The sequence below is a fragment of the Nocardiopsis tropica genome, from assembly GCF_042660575.1.
GTDB lineage: Bacteria > Actinomycetota > Actinomycetes > Streptosporangiales > Streptosporangiaceae > Nocardiopsis > Nocardiopsis tropica.
Genome location: NZ_JBHSUF010000013.1, coordinates 92,477 through 113,114, shown reverse-complemented (window position 1 = coordinate 113,114; position 20,638 = coordinate 92,477). Strand labels below are relative to the sequence as shown.

The window sequence follows — 20,638 nt, the reverse complement described above, 5'->3', positions numbered from 1 at the left end:
GGCGCGGGCACCCCGGGAGCGGCCCCTCCGCCGGGCCCCGGCTACAGCGCGGCGGCCAGTCTGGTGCCCTGGTCGACGGCCCTCTTGGCGTCCAGCTCGGCGGCGACGTCCGCACCGCCGATGACGTGTACGCCGATCCCCGCCGCCGCCAGCTCGTCGGCGAGGTCGCGGCGCGGCTCCTGGCCGGCGCAGAGCACCACGGTGTCCACGTCGAGCACGGTCTTGTCGTCCCCGACGGTCAGGTGCAGGCCCTCGTCGTCGATCCGGTCGTAGGAGACGCCGGCGATCATCTCCACACCCCGGTGGCGCAGCTCCAGGCGGTGGATCCACCCGGTGGTCTTCCCGAGGCCCGCGCCGACCTTGTCCGCCTTGCGCTGGAGCAGGTGCACGGTGCGCGGCGGGGCCTGGCGCTCGGGGGTCCGGAGCCCGCCCGCCGCCGTGTGGCCGGTGTCCACGCCCCACTGGCGGAAGAACACGTCGGGGTCCCGGCTCGCGCCCTCGCCGCCGTCGGTCAGGAACTCGGCGACGTCGAAGCCGATGCCGCCCGCGCCGATGATCGCGACCCGTGCGCCCACGTCCGCGTTCCCCCGCAGGACGTCCGCGTAGCCGACCACCTTGGGGTGGTCGACGCCGGGGATCTCCGGCGTGCGCGGGACGACCCCGGTGGCCACCACGACGTCGTCGAAGCCGGTCAGGTCGGCGGCGGTCACGGTGGTCCCCAGCCGCACGTCCACGCCGTGCTTGTCCAGCTGCACCCGGAAGTAGCGCAGGGTCTCGTCGAACTCCTCCTTTCCGGGCACGCGGCGGGCCATGCGGAGCTGGCCGCCGATCTCCTCGGCCGCGTCGAACAGGGTGACCTCGTGGCCGATCCCGGCGGCGGACACGGAGAAGGCGAGGCCGGCGGGGCCGGCGCCGACGACGGCCACGCGCTTGCGGTTCCTGGTGGGGGAGAGCACCAGTTCGGTCTCGTGGCAGGCACGCGGGTTCACGAGGCAGGAGGTGATCTTGAGGCTGAAGGTGTGGTCGAGGCAGGCCTGGTTGCAGCCGATGCAGGTGTTGATCTCCTCGGGGGTCCCGGCGGCCGCCTTCGCGACGAAGTCCGGGTCGGCGAGGAACGGCCGGGCCATGGAGACCATGTCGGCGTCGCCGCCGGCGATGACGGCCTCGGCGACCTCCGGGGTGTTGATGCGGTTGACCGCGACCAGCGGGACGGACACCTCGCCCATCAGCTTGCGGGTCACCCAGCTGTAGGCGCACCGCGGCACGGACGTGGCGATGGTGGGGACGCGGGCCTCGTGCCAGCCGATGCCGGTGTTGATGATGGTCGCGCCGGCCTCCTCGACGGCCTTGGCGAGCCGGACGACCTCGTCGAACGTGGAGCCGCCGGGCACCAGGTCGAGCATGGAGAGCCGGTAGACGAGGATGAAGTCGTCGCCGACGCGCTCGCGGACGCGCCGCACGATCTCGACGGGGAAGCGCATCCGGTTCTCGTAGGAGCCGCCCCAGCGGTCCTCCCGGTGGTTCGTCGCGGAGGCGATGAACTGGTTGACGAGGTAGCCCTCGGAGCCCATCACCTCGACGCCGTCGTATCCGGCGAGCCTGGCGAGCTCGGCCGCGCGCGCGAAGTCCTCGATGGTCTGCTCGACCTCGGGGTCGGACAGGGCACGGGGGGTGAACGCGCTGATGGGGGCCCGGATCGCGCTGGGCGCGACGGACTGCTCGCTGAAGGCGTACCGGCCCGTGTGCAGGATCTGCATGGCGATCCGGCCGCCCTCGCGGTGCACGGCGTCGGTGATCACGCGGTGTTCGGCGGCCTCGGCCTCGGTGGTCAGCTTGGCCGCGCCGGTGTAGGTGGCGCCCTCGGGGTTGGGCGCGATGCCGCCGGTGACGATGAGGCCGACGCCGCCGCGGGCACGCTCGGCGTAGAAGGCGGCCATCCGCTCGAACCCCTGGGGGGCCTCCTCCAGGCCGATGTGCATGGAGCCCATGATCACGCGGTTGGGGAGGGTGGTGAAGCCCAGGTCCAGGGGTTCCAGAAGGTGGGGGTAGTCGCTCATGCTCGTCTCCTCGCGCGGTTGCCCGGTCGGTGTCCGGCCGACCTCGACTTCATTATGCAACAAGTTGCAAAATGACTCGCGCGGTGCCCCGGCGACGGTTCGCGGACGACGTCCGCGCGCGCCCGGGAGCACGGTCGGGGCGGAGCCGCGGCGCCCGGAGGCCACGACGTGCCCGCGCGCCCGGGGGTGCGGGACCGCCGGGCGTCCGGCTCAGGCCGGCTCCACCGGCAGGAGCGCGGGGCGCTTGGCCGCGCGGCCGTCGCCCGAGGAGCGGCCGCGCAGGCGCCGGAGGATCCACGGGCCGAGGAAGGTCCCCAGCCAGCGGACCTCCTCCGCCACCGCGAGCAGCGCGCTCCGCTCGGGCATCCGGGGCAGGGCGTCCGCCCACGACCCGTCGGCGCCGGGGAGCGTCAGCGCGGAGGCCAGCGCTCCGGCGATCCGGTCGTGCCCCAGCGGCGTGCAGTGCAGGCGGTCGGTGGCCCACAGGCGCCGGTCCGTGGACACCTCGTGCGCGGCGACGTCGGCCACGACGACACCGTGCCGCCCGGCCGCGGCGCGCAGGCGCTCGTTGAAGTCCAGCACCCTGGGCAGCAGGGGCTTGGTCAGCGGGGCGATCCTGGCGATGTCGGGGAAGGTCAGGGTCGCCACCCGGGCCCCCGACGCGGTCAGCTCGGCGAACATCGCCTCCATGTGGCCGACCACCGCCCCGGCGTCGTACCCGGACCGGATCACGTCGTTGACCCCGGCGAACACGGTGGCCACGTCCGGGCGCATCTCCAGGGCGGGGGCCAGCTGCTCCTCGCGCACCTGGCGGGCCAGCCGCCCCCGGACCGCGAGGTTGGCGTACTCCACCCGCGCGCCGGTGGCGGCCAGGCGGTCGGCGAGGCGGTCCGCCCAGCCCCGGAGCCCGGTCTCGTCGTCACCGTCCCCGACCCCCTCGGTGTGGCTGTCGCCCAGCGCCACGTAGCGCAGGTCCCCCTCGAGCTCCATGCCCTCTCCTCCTCCTCGTGGACAGCACCGGAAGAGTACTCCACTCGATGACTAATCATTTAGGGGAGTAGGGGTAGGCGGACGGAGGCGCGTGGCGGTCCGGCACGGCGCCGGTCCCTGCTCCTAGCGTGGACCGGGGCGCCCCCGTGGCACCCCGGACCTGCGATGACGTGCCCAGGAGGAACCAACGTGGCCAGGAACACCGTCGCCGAACAGCTCGTCCGGACGTTGGTCGCCGCCGGGGTGACCCGGATCTACGGGGTCGTCGGCGACAGCCTCAACCCGGTCGTCGACGCCGTCCGCGAGACCGACGGCATCGAATGGATCCACGTGCGCAACGAGGAGGCGGCGGCGTTCGCCGCCTCGGCCCAGGCGCAGATCGACGGGGGGCTCGCCGTCTGCGCCGGGTCGTGCGGCCCCGGCAACACCCACCTCGTGCAGGGCCTGTACGACGCCCAGCGCAGCGGAGCCCCCGTCCTGGCCATCGCCTCCCACATCCCCTCGCGCCAGATCGGCACCGGCTACTTCCAGGAGACCCACCCCGAGAGGCTGTTCGCGGACGTCACCGAGTTCCGCGAACTCGTCTCCGAGGCCGAGCAGATGCCGCGTCTGGCCCGGATCGCCGTCCAGCACGCCCTCGGCACCCCCGGCGCGGCGGTCCTCGTCCTGCCCGGGGACATCGCCGGGCGCAAGGCCGTGGGCCCGGCCGACACCAGCCCGGTGGCCGCGGGACGCGCCACCGCCTGGCCCGCCGAGGACGACGTGCGCGCGCTGGCCGAACTGATCAACGCCGCCGACAAGGTCGCCCTGTTCTGCGGCGCCGGGGCCAGGGAGGCGCACGACGAGGTGATGGCCCTGGCCGGACGGGTGCACGCCCCGGTCGGGCACACCCTGCGCGGCAAGGAGTGGATCCAGTACGACAACCCGTACGACGTCGGCATGATCGGCCTGCTCGGCTACGGCGCGTGCTTCGAGGCCCTGCACGGCGCCGACCTGGTGCTGATGCTCGGATGCGACTTCCCCTACGACGACTTCCTGCCCAGGAAGAACGTCGTCCAGGTCGACCACGACCCGCGCCGCCTCGGCCGCCGGGTGCCGCTCCGGCTGGCGGTGCACGGGGACGTCGCGGCGACCCTGCGCGCCGTGAGGCCGCTCGTCGGGGAGCGCACGGCCGCCTCCGCCACCCGGTTCCTCCACGACATGCTGGCCCGCCACGAACGCGCGCTGACCAAGGTGGTGGACGCGTACACGAGGGACATCGAGCACCACACGCCCGTCCACCCCGAGTACGTGGCGAGGATCCTCGACGAGGAGGCCGACGGGGACACCGTGTTCACCGTCGACACGGGCATGAACAACGTGTGGGCCGCCCGCTACCTGACCCCGAACGGCCGCCGCCGGGTGATCGGGTCGTTCACGCACGGCAGCATGGCGAACGCGCTGCCGCACGCGATCGGCGCGGCCTACGCGGCGCCCGACCGGAAGATCGTCTCGCTGTCCGGCGACGGAGGGCTGAGCATGCTCCTGGGCGAGCTGATCACCGTCCACCAGCACGACCTGCCGATCACCACGGTCGTGTTCGACAACTCCTCGCTCGGGATGGTGAAGCTGGAGATGATGGTGGACGGGATGCCCTCCTTCCAGACCGACCACCCGCGCGTGGACTACGCGGCCGTCGCCGGGGCGATCGGCATGCGCGCCCTGCGGGTGGAGAGCCCCGACCGGGTCCGCGAGGCGCTCAGGGAGGCCCTGGCGGCCCCCGGGCCGGTGCTGGTGGACGTCGTCACCGACCCCAACGCGCTCTCCATCCCCTCCCGCATCACCGCCGACCAGGTGGCGGGCTTCGCCCTGTCCGCGGGACGGACGGTGCTCCGGGGAGGGGTGGGGGCGATGGTGGACATGGCCCGCTCCAACCTGCGCAACATCCCCCGGCCGTAGGGGAGCGGAGGCCGGGACCGCCCGGGCCCGGGAGCGGAGAGCGGCCCGGAAACGGCCGACCGGGACCGGGATCGGGACCGCGAACGGCGAAGGCCCCGACCGGTGTCCGGTCGGGGCCTTCGTCTCGGCAGCTAGCCGCTGCGGAGGATAGGGGATTCGAACCCCTGAGGGCTTGCACCCAACACGCTTTCCAAGCGTGCGCCCTAGGCCACTAGGCGAATCCTCCGCGCACAACTCTACACGCCGGAGGGGGGTGGTCCGAACGGGTTTCCCGGGGCCCTCCCCGAGGGCCGCCGGGAGGGTCCCGGGAAGGCTCCGGGGAGCGCCCCGCCGGGCGGCCGGGGCCGTCGCGCGGACCCGCTCCGGCCCTGTTCACGGCCCCGCGGGGCCGTCCGGCGGCTCAGCCGGCCCGGCTGGACCGCACCCCCTCGATGGCGTTGTTGCGGAACGCGTCCACGAACAGCGAGTGGTCCGCCCGGGCCTGGGCCGCGTAGCGGTGGGCGAAGCGCACGCACCACTCGGTGAACTCCGCCTCCCGGCCGTCGAGCACCGTCATGAGCGCCTCCTCGGTCTCCCACGCCACCAGGGTCGCGTCCGCGTGCGAGTCGGACACGCAGTGCGCCTTGGCGGTGGCGCGGCCCAGGTAGTCCAGTACGGGCACGACCTCCTCGGGCTCGGTGAGCCCTTCCCAGTCCAGGTCGTTCGTGTACGGGGACACCTCGCTCACCACGAAGCCCACGCCGTCGATCTCGGTGTGCCCCAGCAGCGGGTCGGCGTGGGCCTGGAGCGCGCGCTGGGACACGGCGGTGCGGTGCCCGTGGTGCTCGAAGGCCTCCATGATGCGCCGGTCCGTCACCACCCGGGACGGCGCGGCCACGTTCCCCTGCTTGACGGACAGGACGATGTCGTTGTCCCACGCCTCGGACCGGCCCTCGATGAGCACGCTGTAGGCGGGGAGCCCCGCGGAGCCGATCCCGAAGCCGCCGCTGCCCACCACGTCCTTGACCCCGTAGTCCAGCGAGGCGAAGCGCCGGTCGTCCGGGATGGTCCCCAGGTAGTCGTGGTAGGCGGCGAGCACCTTCTCGCGCTCGCCGTCCTCCAGCCGGCGCACCCGGGGCCCCTCCCGGAACCGGCGGTTGTAGCCGTCCCTGTCGGTCATGGACGCCAGCATGGCGGCGCGGCTGCGGAGGCGGGCGCGCTGGAGCACGTCGTGGACCGTGCCGTCGGTGTTGTCCAGCTTGAGGGAGAACCCGGAGTCGCCGCCCCGCGTCGCGAACTGGCGGACCTGGGACACGTAGGCGTCGACGTAGCACGGCACGATCGCGCCGATGTCCTGGTCGGACAGGGCCTTCTGCCATCCCATCAGGGCGATGCTGGAGACGAACCGGAGCACGTCCCACGTGAAGTGGCCGAGGTAGGCCTCGTCGAAGTCGTTGACGTCGAAGACCAGGCGCCCGGTCGAGTCCATGTAGGTGCCGAAGTTCTCGGCGTGCAGGTCGCCCTGGATCCACACCCGTGAGGTGCGGTCGTCCGCCCAGGGGTCCTCCATCGACGCCACGTCGGAGTAGAAGAGCGAGGCGCTGCCCCGGTAGAACGCGAAGGGACTGGCGGCCATCTTGCGGAACTTGGCCCGGAACGCGGCCGGGGCCGTGGACATCAGGTCGGAGAAGGCGTTCTCCAGCGTGTCCACGATGAGGTCTTGCCGCTCGGAGGAGCGGTCGGTGGTTTCCAGGGGGTCGAACATGCCGTCCATGATGGCCCCGCGGGGCCGTCATGGCCATGCGTGCCGGGATCCGGGCGCCGTGGGACGCCCCGCGGGGGCGGGCGCGCGGGGTTGCCAGAGCGGTCGGGAGGTCGGATACACTCGGGGCAGACCCCTCGTGCGGCGTCACCCTATGAACCTCCCCAGGGCCGGAAGGCAGCAAGGATAAATGGGCTCTGGCGGGTGCGCGGGGGGTCCTTTCTGTTTCTCGGGCCCGGTCGGACCCTCCCGGTTCCCCGATCCGGTGCGAGCTGTCACTGCCGGCGGGTTGAATGGACGGGTGGCAGGGACCAGGGGAGTGAGCACACCGTGAGCATCGCGCTGTACCGCAAGTACCGCCCCGCGACGTTCGGTGAGGTGCGGGGCCAGGAACACGTGACCGACCCGCTCCGCCAGGCGTTGCGCAGCGGTCGCATCAACCACGCCTACCTGTTCAGCGGCCCGCGCGGCTGCGGCAAGACGACCAGCGCGCGCATCCTCGCCCGTTCGCTGAACTGCGCCGAGGGGCCCACCCCGGACCCGTGCGGGACCTGCGACTCGTGTGTGGCGCTGGCCCCCGACGGCGGCGGCAGCATCGACGTCATCGAGATCGACGCCGCCTCCCACGGCGGTGTGGACGACGCCCGCGACCTGCGCGAGCGCGCCTTCTTCTCACCGGTCAACTCGCGCTTCAAGATCTACATCATCGACGAGGCGCACATGGTGACCCGCGAGGGTTTCAACGCGCTCCTCAAGCTGGTGGAGGAACCGCCCCCGCACCTCAAGTTCGTGTTCGCGACCACCGAGCCCGAGAAGGTCATCGGCACGATCCGCTCGCGGACGCACCACTACCCGTTCCGGCTCATCCCGCCGAGCACGCTCCGGGAGCTCTTCGAGGACCTCCTCAAGGAGGAGGGGATCTCCTACGACCCCGCCGCGCTGCCGCTGGTGGTCAGGGCGGGCGCCGGTTCCGCCCGCGACGGGCTGTCGGTGCTCGACCAGCTCATCGCCGGGTCCGGCGAGGACGGCATCACCCGTGAGGGCGCCGTCTCCCTGCTGGGCTACACCGACTCCAGCCTGCTGGGGGAGATGGTCGACGCGCTCGGCGCCCGCGACGGCGCCGCCGTGTTCGGGCTGATCGACCGCGTGGTCGAGGGCGGGCACGACCCGCGGCGGTTCACCACGGACCTGCTGGAGCGCTTCCGCGACCTGGTCGTCCTGGCAGCGGTGCCGGACGCCCTGGACAAGGGCCTGGTCAACGTGGCCGACGAGGCGGCGGAGCAGATGAGGGGGCAGGCCGCCCGGATGGGGCCCGCCGAGCTGACCCGCGCCGCCGACATCCTCAACCAGGGCCTGACCGAGATGCGCGGAGCCACCGCGCCCCGCCTGCTGCTCGAACTCATGTGCTCGCGGGTGCTCCTGCCCGGCACCGACGGCAGCCAGGGCGCGGCCCTGCTGGCACGCCTGGAGCAGATGGAGCGCCGGATCGCCTCGGGCGCCGTCGCCCCCGCCGCACCGGCCGCGCCGGTCCGGTCCGCCGCCCCGGCCCCCGAGCCGGTGCGGGCCCCCGAGTCTCCCGCGCCCCGGCCCTCCCGTGCCCCGGCCGCCCCGCAGGCGGCCCCCGCGTCCCCGGCCCCCGCCCCCGAGCGCGCCGCCGAGCCGGCGGGCTGGGACGCCCCGGCCCGTCCGAGCACGCCCGAACCCGCCCGCCACGCACCGCCGGCACCCGCCGCCCCGTCCGGCGGGGGCGGCGCCCTCGACCTGGGACGCGTCCAGGGGTCGTGGAGCCAGATTCTGGAGGCGGTCAAGGGTCTGCGCCGGTTCACCTGGATGGTGCTCTCCGGCGGCGAGGTCCGGCCGGTGGGGGTCGAGGGCAACGCCGTCCTGCTCGGCTTCTCCCGCCCCAGCGAGGCCAAGGGCTTCAGCAACAGCGGCAGCGACCAGGTGGTCGCCAACGCGATCCGGCAGGTCCTCGGCATCGAGGTGCGGGTCGCCGCGGCCGGCAGCGCCGCGTCGGCCGCGGCGCCCGCCCGGCGCCCCGAGCCCGCGCGCCCGGCCGAGCCCTCCGGGTGGGACGCCCCCGCCCCGGCACGGCCGGCCGAACCCGCCCCTCCGCCCGCCGCCCCGGAGCCGGAGGCCGCGGGCCGGGCCGCGGGCCCGCCGCCGGACCGGATCGTCACCGGTCTGGAGGAGCCGCCGCCGGACCCCTACGAGGACGCGGCCGCGTCCCCGCCGCCGGAGTACGACGACCCGTCCGCCGGCCGGTCGCAGCCCCGGACGGCCCCCGCCCCCGGGCGCCAGGAGGCCGCCCCCTCCCCGACTCCCGCTCCGGCCCCGGGCGGTGCGCAGCGGCCGGCTCCGGCGCCCTCGGCCGGCGGCACCGCACCGGCAGGGGGACAGGGTTCCGCCGCGGGCCGGGCCCCCGCCGGCGGGTCCGCGTCCCCCGGCGCGGGCGGAACGTCGCTCATCGAGACGGAGCTGGGCGGCCGCATGATCGAGGAGATCGAGCACGGGGCCGACACGGACGCGCCCTTCTAGGTGCGGCGGGCACCCACCCCGCCGGGCGGCGGGCGGCGCCCGCCGAGCGCGCTCCCCGGGAGTGTCCGGAAGCGTTGCCGGTGTGAGGTGGGGGCGGGACGGGAGCGCCGTTTCGGTCACCGCGCCGGCGTGCCCGGCGGAGGCCCCGGCCGGCCCCGGAGCCCGCGCCCGGCACCGGGGCGCCGTCCCCGGCCGACGCGGTCAGTCCCGGGGGCCCACGGCGGCCAGGACCGTCTCCACGAGCTCGTCCGCGTACGCGTGGGTCAGCGGCCCGGTGCGCATCAGCCAGCGGTGGTGGAGCGGTCCGGTCAGCAGCTCGGTGACGATGTCGAGGTCGGCCCCGGGAGCGAGCTGGCCCGCTTCGCGCCCGGCGCGCAGCCGGTCCTTGAACGCCTCCGTGTTGGGCCGGAGCAGGCGCTCGTTGACGGCCTCGGCGAACACGGGGTCGTTCTGGAGCTCGGTCGTGAACGCGCGGGTGGTCCGGTCCATCTCGGGGTCGTTGAACTCGTCGACGATGGCGCGGAGCACGGTCCTCAGGTCGGCGGCCAGGTCGCCGGTGTCGGGCAGGGGCTCGCCGGCCGTGCCGCCGGTCAGCGCGGTGAAGACGTCGAACACCACGGCGGCCTTGGAGGGCCACCAGCGGTAGATGGTCTGCTTGCCCACACCGGCCCGCGCGGCGATCGCCTCGACGGTCACCTTGGCGTAACCGACCTCGCCCAGCAGTTCCGACGCGGCGCGCAGGACGGCGCGTCGCGCCCGTTCGCTGCGGCGGCGGGGGTCCGGGCCGCGCCGGGGTGCCCGGGAGTCTTCCAAAGGGGTGCTCTCAGCCATACCTGCCACGTTAACCGCTCGAAAATGACGAGACGTATCGTCTTGACACCGATACCCTACAGAGGCAGGATCACATCTGGCGAGACGACACGTCTCGCCTCAACCGAAAGGAGGTCCGCATGTCCAAGAACAGTGACAACCTTCTCGGTATGGGCGGACAGCGCACCACGGTCTCCCGCTCCGCGATGCGCGGAGGCGCCGGCGGGGGCAAGGGCGGCCCCAGCGACGAGGCCCGGGAGCGCAAGCAGGAGCTGCTGCGCAAGCTCCGCGAGAAGAACGCGCCCGAGAGTTCCGAGGAGTCCGAGGACACCGAAGGAACGGCGTGAACGCACGGCGGCGGCCCCCACCGGAGACGGTCGGGGGCCGTCGGCGTTCCCGCTCTCAGTGCCCGTCCGCGCGGTCCCGGCCCCCGTCCGGCCGGGCGCCGCTGTGAGGACCGGACGCCCTCACACGTCCCAGGCGCGGCCGTCCGCCGAGTCCAGCCACACCCGGTGCGCCCCGTCGCCCGACACCGACAGACCGAACCGGTCCGGTTCGGGGCTGCCCAGCTCGGCCCACAGGGCCAGGGCCTCCTCGAACTCGTCCCAGATGCTCCTCGGGCCGCCCTGCTCGATCATCCACGACGTTCCGTAGGGGTAGACCCTCACCCACGAGCCGCCCTCCCGGTCGCACACCCACACGCCCGACCCCGTCCCGATCCACCGCCGCCGCACCCGCCAGTCGGGCACCATCACCGACAGGGCGAACGCCGTCGTGAAGGCCATGAGCGGAGCCAGGGGGTCGGTCTGCGTGAGCCGGTACTCGTCCGGCTGCTGCCCGGAGTCGCGCGCGGGCGGGGCCGCCGGGTCGGGCGTGCGCAGCGGGACGAACCCCACGCCGCCGTGGAAGCTCGCCCGGGCGGTCCCGTCGCCCGGGCACTCCACCCGGGCGAGCACCCCGGCCCCCTCCAGCAGCCCCCACGGGCACACCACCAGCCCGCCGGGCCGCACCTGGTCGAGCCACGCGGGCGGGAGCCGCCGCACGCCGCAGGTGGAGACGATCCTGTCGTAGGGGGCGCCCTCCACGCGGCCCCCGTACCCGTCGGCCACGTGGACGGCGGGGGAGAGGCCCTCCGCACGCAGGGCCCCGCGCGCGGTCCCGGCCAGGCGGGGGTCGATCTCCACGGAGGTGACGGCTCCGTCGCCCAGCCGGTGGGCCAGCAGCGCGGTGTTCCAACCGGTCCCCGTGCCGATCTCCAGCACCGTGTTCCCGGCGGCGAGGCCGGCGAGCTCCAGCATGCGGGCGAGCACCGTGGGGGCCGCGCTGGAGGAGGCCGACGCCGCTTCCGGCGCGGGGGCCGCCGGCTCGGGCTCGCGCGGCGCGGGCGCCTCGCGGTCCCGGGGGATCCCGGACTCGTCCACCTGGGTGACGATGGCGTTGTCGGCGTAGACGGCGGCCAGCCAGCGCTCCGGGTCGTTGGTGGCGTCGAGCACACCGCCGCGCGCGGTCAGCGCGCCGGTCTCGGGGATGAACCGGTGTCGCGGAACCGACCGGAAGGCGTGGATCAGCGCGGCGTCGGTCAGGGTGCCGTCCGCGATCATCGCCTCGATCAGTGCCGAGTGGCGTTCACTGGCGGTCAACACGTCCTCAGTCCCCCGTGGCTGTCGTGATGCCGGCGGCGCCCGCGGGCTCCACCGGGACGGCCGTGCCCCGCGGGACATCTCTTCGACCGAAAGTGATATTACCGCTACTCTTCGCGCTGGCCACGGGTCGGGGCGCCTTCCGGAGAGTCGACTCCGCGTCGCCCCGCCCGGCCGCCGGGCCGCCCCGGGTCGGTCCAGCATGTTCCCTGACGACCGGTTAGTCTCACAGCGACAGCCACACAACTGCGAGACCCAGCACCATGAGTGCGGCGAGGAGACGGCCGTGAACCCTGGCGGAATGGACATGCAGGCCCTGCTCCAGCAGGCCCAGCAGATGCAGCAGCAGCTCGTGGAGGCCCAGCAGGCCCTGGACGAGGCCGAGGTCGAGGGCACCTCCGGCGGCGGCCTGGTCAAGGTCAGGCTGAGCGGCCGCGGCCAGGTGGAGGACATCACGGTCTCCGCCGACGCGATCGACCCGAGCGACGCGGACGAGAGCGCGCAGACCGTCGCGGACCTGGTCCTGGCGGCCATCCGCGACGCCGAGGCACAGGTGGAAAGGCTCCAGCAGGAGAAGATGGGCCCGCTCACCCAGGGGCTCGGCGGCGGCGGGATGCCCGGGGGCATGCCCGGCCTTCCCGGTTTCTGACCCGGAGCGGCCGCCGGGCGGGGCGGCCTCCGCGGCGCGTACGCGAGAGGTCGTCGCGCCGGATACGGTGGTGTCAGGGGATACGGACCGCCCCGCCGATCCGGTCCGACCTGGTGGGTAGGCGATGTACGAAGGCGCGGTGCAGAATCTGATCGACGAGCTGGGGCGACTGCCCGGCGTCGGTCCGAAAAGCGCGCAGCGAATCGCCTTCCACCTGCTGTCCGCCGAGCACGCGGACGTCAAGCGCCTGGTCAACGCGCTGGTCGAGGTCAAGGAGAAGGTGCGTTTCTGCTCCGTCTGCGGCAATGTCGCGGAGGAGGAGCAGTGCCGTATCTGCCGTGACGCCCGGCGCGACACCGCCGTCATCTGCGTGGTCGAGGAGTCCAAGGACGTCGTCGCCATCGAGCGCACCCGCGAGTTCCGCGGCCGCTACCACGTCCTGGGCGGCGCGATCAGCCCGATCGAGGGCGTCGGCCCCGACGACCTGCGCATCAAGGACCTGATGGTCCGCCTGGCGGACGGCCAGATCACCGAGCTGATCCTCGCCACGGACCCCAACCTGGAAGGGGAGGCCACCGCGACCTATCTGGCGCGGCTGGTCAAACCCATGGGTCTGAAGGTGACGCGCCTGGCCAGCGGGCTGCCCGTCGGCGGCGACCTGGAGTACGCCGACGAGGTCACCCTCGGCCGCGCCTTCGAGGGCCGCCGCAGTCTCGAGTTCTAGCTCACACTTCGCCGTAATCCAGGCGAAATATGAGTAACCTCCGTTTCACCGGGTAGGCCCGAGCGCTGGTGCGTCATGCACTCCGAGCGTTCCCGTCCCAGGTCGGACGGTGTAGACGACGGCGTCGCTGGCTACACTCCATTTCATTGTCTTGATCCCAACTCCTCAGGAGCAATCGATCGTGGCCCTAATCGTGCAGAAGTACGGTGGGTCTTCCGTATCCGACGCGGAAGCCATCAAGCGAGTAGCCCAACGGATCGTGGCTCAGAAAAAAGCGGGATATGACGTCGTCGTCGTGGTCTCGGCCATGGGCGACACCACCGACGAGCTGATCGACCTCGCCGAGCAGGTGTCCCCGCTGCCGCCCGCGCGCGAACTCGACATGCTGCTCACCGCCGGCGAGCGCATGTCGATGGCCCTGGTCGCCATGGCCATCGAGAACCTGGGCTTCGAGGCCCGGTCCTTCACCGGTTCCCAGGCCGGTGTCATCACCACGTCGCTGCACGGCAACGCCAAGATCATCGACGTGACCCCGGGCCGCATCAAGGAGGCCGTGGACGAGGGCGCGATCTGCATCGTCGCCGGGTTCCAGGGCGTGTCCCAGGACACCAAGGACATCACCACCCTTGGCCGGGGCGGCTCGGACACCACCGCGGTGGCGCTCGCCGCCGCGCTGGAGGCCGACGCCTGCGAGATCTACAGCGACGTCGACGGTGTGTTCACCGCCGACCCGCGCATCGTCCCGTCCGCGCGGCGCATCCCCCAGATCTCCTACGAGGAGATGCTGGAGATGGCTGCGTGCGGGACGAAGATCCTGCACCTGCGCTGCGTCGAGTACGCGCGCCAGTACAACATGCCCCTGCACGTCCGTTCATCTTTCAGCCAGAAGCAGGGGACCTGGGTCGTCCCGGAAGTCGAGGAAAGCGAAGGCATGGAACAGCCGATCATCTCCGGGGTCTCCCACGACCGGAGCGAAGCCAAGATCACCGTCGTCGGAGTGCCCGACAAGATCGGTGAGGCCGCGACGATCTTCCGGGCCCTGGCGGACGCCGAGATCAACATCGACATGATCGTGCAGAACGTGTCGGCGGTCTCGACCTCGCGCACCGACATCTCCTTCACGGTCCCCAAGGACTTCGGGAAGGAGGCGGTCGCCGCGCTGAAGAAGGTCCAGGAGAAGGTCGGCTTCGAGTCGCTGCGCTACGACGACAAGATCGGCAAGGTCTCGCTGATCGGCGCGGGCATGCGCTCCTACCCCGGCGTGACCGCGCGCTTCTTCGACGCGATCGCCGCCTCCGGCACCAACGTCGAGATGATCTCCACCTCGGAGATCCGCATCTCGGTCATCGTCGAGGAGGACCAGGTCGACGAGGCCGTCCGTGCGGCCCACAGTGAGTTCCGGCTCGACGCAGACCAGGTCGAGGCCGTCGTCTACGGAGGTACCGGCCGATGAGCAACCGTCTTCCCACCCTCGCCGTCGTCGGCGCCACCGGAGCGGTCGGCACCGTGATGCTCGGCATCCTGTCCGAGCGCGAGAACGTCTGGGGCGAGATCCGCCTCGTCGCCTCCCCGCGCAGCGCGGGCAAGGTCCTGCGGGTCCGCGGCGAGGACGTCGTGGTCCAGGCCCTGGCCCCCGAGGTCTTCGACGGCGTCGACGTCGCCATGTTCGACGTCCCCGACGAGGTCTCCAAGGAGTGGGCCCCGATCGCCGCCGCCCGCGGCGCGGTCGCCGTCGACAACTCCGGCGCGTTCCGCATGGACCCCGACGTCCCGCTCGTGGTGCCCGAGGTCAACGCGGACCAGGTCGCCAACCGTCCGCGCGGCATCATCAGCAACCCCAACTGCACCACGCTGTCGATGATCGTGGCCATCGGCGCGCTGCACCGCGCCTACCAGGTCTCCAGCCTGGTCGTGTCCTCCTACCAGGCCGCCTCCGGTGCGGGCCAGGAGGGCATCGACACCCTGCGCGACCAGATGGCGAAGGCAGGCGCAGACCGCGGCCTCGGCGACAGGGCGGGCGACGTCCGCGCCGCCGTCGGCGAGCTCGGCCCGTTCCCGGCGCCCCTGGCCTACAACGTCGTGCCGTGGGCCGGTTCGCTCAAGGACGGCGGCTGGTCCTCGGAGGAGCTGAAGGTCCGCAACGAGTCCCGCAAGATCCTGGGTCTCCAGGACCTCCGGGTCTCCGCGACCTGCGTGCGCGTCCCCGTGATCACCACCCACTCGCTGGTCGTGCACGCCACCTTCGAGCGGGAGGTGACCGCCGACGCCGCCCGTGAGCTGCTCGGTTCCGCCGAGGGCGTCGCGGTCCTGGACGACCCGGCCCGGGGCGAGTTCCCGACCCCGGCCGACGTGGTGGGCACCGACCCGACCTGGGTGGGACGGATCCGCCAGTCGCTGGACGACCCGAAGGCGCTGGAGCTGTTCCTGTGCGGGGACAACCTGCGCAAGGGCGCCGCGCTGAACACCGCGCAGATCGCCGAGGTCGTCGCCCGGGAGTTCACCTCCTAGGGCATCGATCCGGGGGCGGTGGCCGCTCCCCTCCGCGGAGGGGAGCGGCCACCGCCCTTCGTCGTGTCCGGGCCGGCGCCGGGGCGCCGGGGGCGGTGCGCCCCTCAGCGGCGCCGCGGGTCCCCGGGCCGGCGGGGCCGGGCCAGTGTCAGTTTGTAGAGGAGTCGACACTGCTCGGCCGTCCCGATGAGGTCCGAGGTCTCGACGGGCCGGTTGGCGCTGAAGTGGGTGCGCTCCACCACCAGCACGGGTATGCCGGGGGCCGATCCGAGCAGTGAGGCCTCGGAGTCGCGCAGGGAGCGCACGCCCACCTCCTCGACCACGCGGTCGACCGGGTGGCCCGCGGCGCTGAGCCGGTCGAGCAGGCCGATGTCGGGCGCCGCGTCGAAGGGTGTGCGCAGGGTCCCGGCGGTGAGCGACGCCGGTTCCCACGACTGGTGCAGTGTGATGGGCAGTTCCGACGCCAGCCCGCGCGAGGTGGTGCGGTAGACGGGCTCCCCGTCGCGCAGCCGGAGCCGCGAGCTCAGCGGGGCCGAGCACGGCTCCTGCTCGGTGCCGATGTCCTCACGTCGGAGTTTGCCCAGGCCGGAGCCGGAGGAGGAGTCCGTCCGGCACAGCCGGAAGAGCTCGGGGACCGTGCGTACGAAGTACCCGGAGCCGGGCCTGGCCTCGACGAGGCCCTCGGTCACCAGGAGTCGGAGCGCGGTACGGGAGATCTGCTCGCTGACCCGGTAGGAGCGCGCCAGCCGGGTCCTGGAGGGGAGACGTGTGCCGGGCGGCATCTCCCCGCGCAGGATCGGCTCGCGAAGCTGCTCGGCCAGCCACAGGTAGCGCGGTTGCCTCACCACGGTCATGAGGCCCGGGACGCGGGGCCTCCCGTGGACGGGGTGTCTCTGTGCTTGCGCGAAATGGGGGCGGTACGCCCGAGTTGGTGGTCGCGGGGGACGGTGCCGCCACCGTTTCCGGTGCAGACGCCGGTTCGGAGGAGGGGAGTGAACCTGCAAGATCGCCGAAGCTCGCCCATGGTTCCCAGTAAAGCAGTGAAAAGGCCTGGTAGGGGGCGCTAATCGAAAGTCTTCGGTCCGGTCGCGCGCGGTCCGAAGAATCGGAACCGGGACCCCAAGGCCGGGAAACGCCCGAAAACCACGAAATGCACGGGAGTGGGCACCCCAAAAGACTACTCTGCGTGACAATATGATCACGTCATGCTTGGGGGAGTCATGTTCACGAGCCTTGCTGACAGTACGGACACCGCCGTCGCCTGGATGAGCGGGATCACCGGGCTGGTCTTCCTGCTCATCGGCCTGTTCCTGCTGGTGCTGGTGATCGCCGCCGTGATCTCCGCACTGGCCCACGGCGACACCACGGGGGGCGGCAAGCTCCTGTGGATCATCTTCATCCTCTGGTTCCCGCTGTTCGGCGCCGTCGCCTGGTTCGTCGTCGGCAAGAAGGGGCACCTCAACCGCTTCCTCGGCATCGACAAGGGGAGGGCGCGCCACACGCTTCCGTCCAGCGTCGGCCAGCACAGCAACGTGGCCAACGGCAGGAACGGGGGACCGGGCGGTGCCCAGGCCCACCCGGGCGACGACCGGCCCGGGACGGACGAGGACCGGCTCGGGGAGGACGACGAGCGCCCCGGGGCGGGCGGCGACCGCCTCAGCATGCGTGAGAGCCTCGCCGTGGCGAATGAGGGCCGGCCGGGGGCGCGTGAGGCGCGGCCCGGGGCGGACGAGGACCGGATCGGCATGCGCGAGGTCCGGCCCGTGGCGGGCGACGAGCGGTTCGGCATGCGTGTGAGCCGTCCCCGGATGGGCTACGGCGGGCCCGCGATAGGCCACAGCCAGCCGGAGATGGGACACGCCTGACCAGGCGGCCCCGGGCCACGGAGCGACCCCGGACGGGAGGCCCCCGTCCGGGGTCGCCGCATGTCTGCGGGGCCTCCCCGGCTGCTCCGGCCGCGCGGTCGCGGACCGGTGGCGCCCCACGGCGGCCGGTCAGTCCCCGGTGGTCCCGAAGCCGGCGAAGTCGAAGCCCGGCGACACGAAGCAGCCGACGAGGACCTCCTCTTCCGACAGCGGACGGGCGGTCTGCCAGGTGTCGCGGGGGACCACGAACTGGAGGTGCTCGCCCCGCTCGATCGCGGGGCCCAGCACCGCGCCGCCCTCGGACACGGGGGAGTCCCCGCGCCCGCCCAGCTCCAGCCACAGCGGACCGCCGCGGTGGAAGGCCCACACCTCCTCGGAGCGCAGCCGGTGCCAGCGCGACTCCTCACGGGGCCCCAGCAGGAACGTGATCCCCGTGGCGGTCGACCGCGGCCCCGGGCGGCCCTCCGGCCGGACCTGCGTCCCGGCATGCCAGGTCGGCCGGTACCAGCCGCCCTCCGGGTGCGGCAGCAGGTCCAGGAGCTCGGCGGTGGCCGACCGCTCCTCCGCGGCGGTGTAGCTGCCGGAGGGGTCCTGTCGCAGGTGGAGCACCCCGCGCACCGCGCCTCGCGGCAGGGGGCCGTAGACGTGCGGGAAGAGCACGTCCGGGCCCACCCCCGGCGGAGGGGCGGGGTCGGCGGCCTCCCATCTGACCTCGGCCGCGACGGCGTCCGTGTCCACGACGAGGGCGACCAGGGGGCCGGCCGCGTCGGAGTACAGCGCGTTCGCCACGGCGAGCAGCGTCGGCTCGTCCGGGGAGGCGTGCACGAACCCCTGGTCGCGCAGGGACTCCGGCTCGACGTCCCCGCCGGAGGTCCAGCGCTCCAGCTCTGTCAGGTGCAGGATGAGGGCCATGCGGCCGACCGTACCCCGCCCGCGCCGCCCCGCGGGGCCCGTTGAGCGGATGCCCCTTCCGTCCGGTCCCGCCGGGAATCAGCGGGAGGACCCGCGCCGGTTCCTCGATCGGTCCGGCGGCACTCGGATCTGTGCCGGGTGTTCCCACGTGCCCAGGCAGGAGCGGAGGGTGTGGGCGCCGCTCGTCCGGCGCGTCATGTGCCCCGCGGACGGGGGAGCCCGCGCGGCGACCCGTCCTCGTACGGAGCGGTGCCGGCGCCGCCCCGTCGCCGTGTCGGTTCGTCGCCGTGTCGACTCGTCGGCGCTTCACCCCGGCTTGCTCCCGTGTCCGTGGCGGGGGCGGGCGTCCGAGGCGCGCCATGGGCCGGGACCACCGCGAAGGAGATCTCCCGACACGAGCCGACACCGTCTCCGGGCGGTCCGCTACGTGCGCCTGCGGTGCACGGCGTACGCCGCCGCCAGGATCACCGCGGCCGCCGCGACCAGGACGGCGATCGTCGGGTTGGTCCAGGCCGGCACGATCTCCACGCCGCCGGGGTCGAGGCCGTAGGGACACACGGTACTGATCGGGAACGCGTCGTGGGAGCTCGGGGGCGCCTGGATATTCGCGTGGAGGATGCAGGTGTCCTCCGGGAAGAAGCTGGGACCGTAGTACATCAGCGCGCGGAGTTGGACGACGAGCGCGGCGAGGAGCGCGATCGCCGCGACATGGATCAGGGGTCCGGGCTCCACCGCCTCCGCCCAGGACTCCCCCTCTTCCACGCGGCGGCCGGTGCGCTTGAGGGAGGAGATACCGGATACCAGGAACATCACGGACATCAGGATCAGGCACTGGACGGCGGGTATGAGGAGGGGGAAGGCGAGCAGGGGGAGCATGCTCGCACGTCCGCCCGGAGGCCGGGGCGCCGGGCGGTTGAGCCTCGGGTCCGATGCCGCGCGGGAGCAGTTCCGCGCCTGGTCTGCTTCCTGAACGACGACGCCCCCGGCCGGCGACCGGGGGCGGAGGTGGTTCGGAGGCTAGGGCTGGTCGCTCTGGGCGGTGCTGAGGAAGGCCTGCCACTCAGGGCTGGGGAAGCTGAGTGCACCGAGATCTCTGTGCTTGGTGTCACGCATCGCGGCGCCCGCGCGGGCGGGCGCCGCGACCTCCACGCACGCGCTCTGCCCTGCGCTGTAGGAACTTTTGCGCCACTCGTACGGGAACACTGGATCTCGTCTTAACTTTTATCGCTTCAGGGACTCCATGAGGCCAGCGATAGTTTCGCGGGATCTCTCAGGGGGATAGGCCAGCTCCGCCAGGACGTCGTATGCGGCGCTGTACTCGGCGACGCTCACCTCGTCTTCGACGTAGACGTCGCTGGTCATCAGCTCGACGTGGACAAAGTCCAACTTTGACAGGGACAGGATCGCGAAGGCTCCGGTGGCACCAGGATGTGGTTTTGATGCGGGAGGTGTGCGAGGCTTCCGGACTCCGCCGGGTGGAGGAGGGCGACACGGCCGTCCCGCGCCATCTCGCCGAGTACCTGGACCGCAAACTCGACGCGCAGGGCAGCCTGGTCAACGCCTGGGCCCGTGCCACGCTCAACACCCATCTGGCGTCGGGGCCCGGCCGCACGAACTCGACTCCTCGGTGAGCGCTCTGCGCGAGTTCCACCCCGGGGCCCTTCCCACGACGGTCCAGACCCACGCCTACGCGACCGCGCTCGGCCGAGCGCGGGGAAGGGCCCCGGGGCAGTCGACCGGCTGGAACAGCACGGCTTCGCTGCGGGTGGTGGTCAACGAAGCCGCGGTGCGGGCCCGGGTGGGCGGGGCCGAGGTGATGCGCGAACAGCTGGGCCGCCTCATCGGTTCCATGCGGGCGAGCGGGTTGTGTCTCCAGGTCGTCCCGGCCGACGTGGCCGAACACCCCTGCCCGATGGGACCGTTCCGTCTCCTGTCCCTGGGGCCGGTGTACACCGTCGCCCACCTCGTCTCCCCCTGCGGGGACGGTCAGCTCGTCTCCGCGCCCCAGGAGGTCCGGGCCTTCTGCGACCTGTTCGAGGACCTGCGCGGCGCGGCACTCCCGGTCGGTGACTCCCTGGACCTCCTGGTCCACATCGCCGAATCCCTCAGGCCCCCGGCGGAACGCAAGGCGATCACCAGCGGAGAAGAGGCCGGCGGGGTTCTGGCAACGCTCTCCGCACACCGGGTCGCCCACCCCTGAGGGCGACCACGAAAAAGCTCTGGCGGGTGCTGAGAACACCCCCAGAGCAGGCCGACACCACCAAGC

General features: G+C 72.9%; 19 protein-coding genes, 1 tRNA gene, 1 other RNA gene and 1 pseudogene. 11 read left to right on the top strand and 11 right to left on the bottom strand.

The window, feature by feature from the left end:
* Nucleotides 1-41: 41 nt before the first annotated feature.
* Both ACFQBR_RS21505 and ACFQBR_RS21500 read right to left on the bottom strand, forming a co-directional pair.
* Nucleotides 42-2,057, bottom strand: a complete 2,016-nt coding sequence (locus ACFQBR_RS21505) for an NADPH-dependent 2,4-dienoyl-CoA reductase (RefSeq protein ID WP_344185466.1) — start codon at nt 2,055-2,057, stop codon at nt 42-44.
* A 210-nt stretch (nt 2,058-2,267) separates the two neighbouring features.
* Entirely contained in the window at nt 2,268-3,047 is a 780-nt protein-coding gene (locus tag ACFQBR_RS21500) for an SGNH/GDSL hydrolase family protein (RefSeq protein ID WP_267947310.1), read from the bottom strand.
* A 189-nt stretch (nt 3,048-3,236) separates the two neighbouring features.
* Here ACFQBR_RS21500 and ACFQBR_RS21495 point away from each other — a divergent pair, with 189 nt between their 5' ends.
* A complete protein-coding gene (locus tag ACFQBR_RS21495) occupies nt 3,237-4,985 on the top strand; it encodes a pyruvate dehydrogenase (RefSeq protein WP_344185467.1) in 1,749 nt (582 codons plus the stop codon).
* Between the two features lie 141 nt (nt 4,986-5,126).
* Here the strand turns inward: ACFQBR_RS21495 and ACFQBR_RS21490 are convergent.
* Nucleotides 5,127-5,211 (bottom strand) — tRNA-Ser (locus tag ACFQBR_RS21490).
* 174 nt (nt 5,212-5,385) lie between these two features.
* A complete protein-coding gene (locus tag ACFQBR_RS21485) occupies nt 5,386-6,738 on the bottom strand; it encodes a DUF2252 domain-containing protein (RefSeq protein ID WP_344185468.1) in 1,353 nt (450 codons plus the stop codon).
* A gap of 116 nt (nt 6,739-6,854) precedes the next feature.
* Here ACFQBR_RS21485 and ffs point away from each other — a divergent pair.
* Together ffs and ACFQBR_RS21475 are read left to right on the top strand one after the other, a co-directional pair.
* Nucleotides 6,855-6,950: signal recognition particle sRNA small type (gene ffs, locus ACFQBR_RS21480), an RNA gene on the top strand.
* 106 nt (nt 6,951-7,056) lie between these two features.
* Nucleotides 7,057-9,264, top strand: a complete 2,208-nt coding sequence (locus tag ACFQBR_RS21475; RefSeq protein ID WP_378554231.1) for a DNA polymerase III subunit gamma and tau — start codon at nt 7,057-7,059, stop codon at nt 9,262-9,264.
* 201 nt (nt 9,265-9,465) lie between these two features.
* On the opposite strand, the gene ACFQBR_RS21470 is transcribed toward ACFQBR_RS21475, so the two are convergent.
* Nucleotides 9,466-10,095 carry a TetR/AcrR family transcriptional regulator gene (locus tag ACFQBR_RS21470; protein WP_344180280.1) on the bottom strand — a complete coding sequence of 210 codons (630 nt, stop codon included), beginning with the start codon at nt 10,093-10,095 and terminating at the stop codon, nt 9,466-9,468.
* 119 nt (nt 10,096-10,214) lie between these two features.
* Between ACFQBR_RS21470 and ACFQBR_RS21465 the strand changes: the two genes are divergently transcribed.
* The gene (locus ACFQBR_RS21465) at nt 10,215-10,421 is read left to right on the top strand and encodes a DUF6243 family protein (RefSeq protein ID WP_330160016.1); all 207 of its coding nucleotides are present in this window, start codon (nt 10,215-10,217) and stop codon (nt 10,419-10,421) included.
* A gap of 120 nt (nt 10,422-10,541) precedes the next feature.
* Here ACFQBR_RS21465 and ACFQBR_RS21460 read toward each other — a convergent pair whose 3' ends face one another.
* Nucleotides 10,542-11,714, bottom strand: coding sequence for a methyltransferase domain-containing protein (locus ACFQBR_RS21460; protein WP_344180278.1), 1,173 nt, complete (start codon nt 11,712-11,714; stop codon nt 10,542-10,544).
* Between the two features lie 301 nt (nt 11,715-12,015).
* Here ACFQBR_RS21460 and ACFQBR_RS21455 point away from each other — a divergent pair, with 301 nt between their 5' ends.
* The 4 genes from ACFQBR_RS21455 to ACFQBR_RS21440 all read left to right on the top strand — a co-directional run bounded on the left by ACFQBR_RS21455 (nt 12,016) and on the right by ACFQBR_RS21440 (nt 15,595).
* Nucleotides 12,016-12,363, top strand: a complete 348-nt coding sequence (locus tag ACFQBR_RS21455; protein ID WP_267950577.1) for a YbaB/EbfC family nucleoid-associated protein — start codon at nt 12,016-12,018, stop codon at nt 12,361-12,363.
* Between the two features lie 124 nt (nt 12,364-12,487).
* Nucleotides 12,488-13,087: a recombination mediator RecR gene (gene recR / locus ACFQBR_RS21450; protein WP_267947303.1), complete on the top strand. Its 600-nt coding sequence runs from the start codon at nt 12,488-12,490 to the stop codon at nt 13,085-13,087.
* 181 nt (nt 13,088-13,268) lie between these two features.
* The gene (locus tag ACFQBR_RS21445) at nt 13,269-14,540 is read left to right on the top strand and encodes an aspartate kinase (RefSeq protein ID WP_267947302.1); all 1,272 of its coding nucleotides are present in this window, start codon (nt 13,269-13,271) and stop codon (nt 14,538-14,540) included.
* Nucleotides 14,537-15,595, top strand: a complete 1,059-nt coding sequence (locus tag ACFQBR_RS21440) for an aspartate-semialdehyde dehydrogenase (RefSeq protein WP_267947301.1) — start codon at nt 14,537-14,539, stop codon at nt 15,593-15,595. Before ACFQBR_RS21445 ends, ACFQBR_RS21440 begins: the two co-directional genes overlap by 4 nt.
* 104 nt (nt 15,596-15,699) lie before the next feature.
* Here ACFQBR_RS21440 and ACFQBR_RS21435 read toward each other — a convergent pair whose 3' ends face one another.
* Nucleotides 15,700-16,449 carry a GntR family transcriptional regulator gene (locus ACFQBR_RS21435; protein ID WP_378554227.1) on the bottom strand — a complete coding sequence of 250 codons (750 nt, stop codon included), beginning with the start codon at nt 16,447-16,449 and terminating at the stop codon, nt 15,700-15,702.
* 366 nt (nt 16,450-16,815) lie between these two features.
* Between ACFQBR_RS21435 and ACFQBR_RS21430 the strand changes: the two are divergent.
* Nucleotides 16,816-17,148: pseudogene (locus ACFQBR_RS21430) on the top strand (PLD nuclease N-terminal domain-containing protein); the annotation flags it as partial.
* 441 nt (nt 17,149-17,589) lie between these two features.
* Here the strand turns inward: ACFQBR_RS21430 and ACFQBR_RS21425 are convergent.
* From ACFQBR_RS21425 to ACFQBR_RS21410, 4 genes are all read right to left on the bottom strand, one after another.
* Nucleotides 17,590-18,372 carry a cupin domain-containing protein gene (locus ACFQBR_RS21425; RefSeq protein WP_344180275.1) on the bottom strand — a complete coding sequence of 261 codons (783 nt, stop codon included), beginning with the start codon at nt 18,370-18,372 and terminating at the stop codon, nt 17,590-17,592.
* A gap of 423 nt (nt 18,373-18,795) precedes the next feature.
* Nucleotides 18,796-19,248, bottom strand: a complete 453-nt coding sequence (locus ACFQBR_RS21420) for a hypothetical protein (protein ID WP_344180273.1) — start codon at nt 19,246-19,248, stop codon at nt 18,796-18,798.
* A gap of 141 nt (nt 19,249-19,389) precedes the next feature.
* Entirely contained in the window at nt 19,390-19,575 is a 186-nt protein-coding gene (locus ACFQBR_RS21415) for a DUF397 domain-containing protein (protein ID WP_344180271.1), read from the bottom strand.
* 18 nt (nt 19,576-19,593) lie between these two features.
* Nucleotides 19,594-19,767: a Scr1 family TA system antitoxin-like transcriptional regulator gene (locus ACFQBR_RS21410; RefSeq protein WP_344180288.1), complete on the bottom strand. Its 174-nt coding sequence runs from the start codon at nt 19,765-19,767 to the stop codon at nt 19,594-19,596.
* Nucleotides 19,768-19,811: 44 nt separating this feature from the next.
* Between ACFQBR_RS21410 and ACFQBR_RS21405 the strand changes: the two genes are divergently transcribed.
* Nucleotides 19,812-20,003, top strand: a complete 192-nt coding sequence (locus tag ACFQBR_RS21405; protein ID WP_267947296.1) for a hypothetical protein — start codon at nt 19,812-19,814, stop codon at nt 20,001-20,003.
* Nucleotides 20,000-20,572: a DUF5753 domain-containing protein gene (locus ACFQBR_RS21400; protein ID WP_344180267.1), complete on the top strand. Its 573-nt coding sequence runs from the start codon at nt 20,000-20,002 to the stop codon at nt 20,570-20,572. Before ACFQBR_RS21405 ends, ACFQBR_RS21400 begins: the two co-directional genes overlap by 4 nt.
* The last annotated feature ends 66 nt before the right edge of the window (nt 20,573-20,638 follow it).

Bases quoted from the DNA above. Each gene is read 5' to 3' on its own strand.
- ACFQBR_RS21505 (WP_344185466.1), bottom strand. From the start codon at position 2,057: ATGAGCGACTACCCCCACCTTCTGGAACCCCTGGACCTGGGCTTCACC.
- ACFQBR_RS21500 (WP_267947310.1), bottom strand. From the start codon at position 3,047: ATGGAGCTCGAGGGGGACCTGCGCTACGTGGCGCTGGGCGACAGCCAC.
- ACFQBR_RS21485 (WP_344185468.1), bottom strand. From the start codon at position 6,738: ATGGACGGCATGTTCGACCCCCTGGAAACCACCGACCGCTCCTCCGAG.
- ACFQBR_RS21470 (WP_344180280.1), bottom strand. From the start codon at position 10,095: ATGGCTGAGAGCACCCCTTTGGAAGACTCCCGGGCACCCCGGCGCGGC.
- ACFQBR_RS21465 (WP_330160016.1), top strand. From the start codon at position 10,215: ATGTCCAAGAACAGTGACAACCTTCTCGGTATGGGCGGACAGCGCACC.
- ACFQBR_RS21455 (WP_267950577.1), top strand. From the start codon at position 12,016: ATGGACATGCAGGCCCTGCTCCAGCAGGCCCAGCAGATGCAGCAGCAG.
- recR (WP_267947303.1), top strand. From the start codon at position 12,488: ATGTACGAAGGCGCGGTGCAGAATCTGATCGACGAGCTGGGGCGACTG.
- ACFQBR_RS21440 (WP_267947301.1), top strand. From the start codon at position 14,537: ATGAGCAACCGTCTTCCCACCCTCGCCGTCGTCGGCGCCACCGGAGCG.
- ACFQBR_RS21435 (WP_378554227.1), bottom strand. From the start codon at position 16,449: ATGACCGTGGTGAGGCAACCGCGCTACCTGTGGCTGGCCGAGCAGCTT.
- ACFQBR_RS21425 (WP_344180275.1), bottom strand. From the start codon at position 18,372: ATGGCCCTCATCCTGCACCTGACAGAGCTGGAGCGCTGGACCTCCGGC.
- ACFQBR_RS21420 (WP_344180273.1), bottom strand. From the start codon at position 19,248: ATGCTCCCCCTGCTCGCCTTCCCCCTCCTCATACCCGCCGTCCAGTGC.
- ACFQBR_RS21405 (WP_267947296.1), top strand. From the start codon at position 19,812: ATGCGGGAGGTGTGCGAGGCTTCCGGACTCCGCCGGGTGGAGGAGGGC.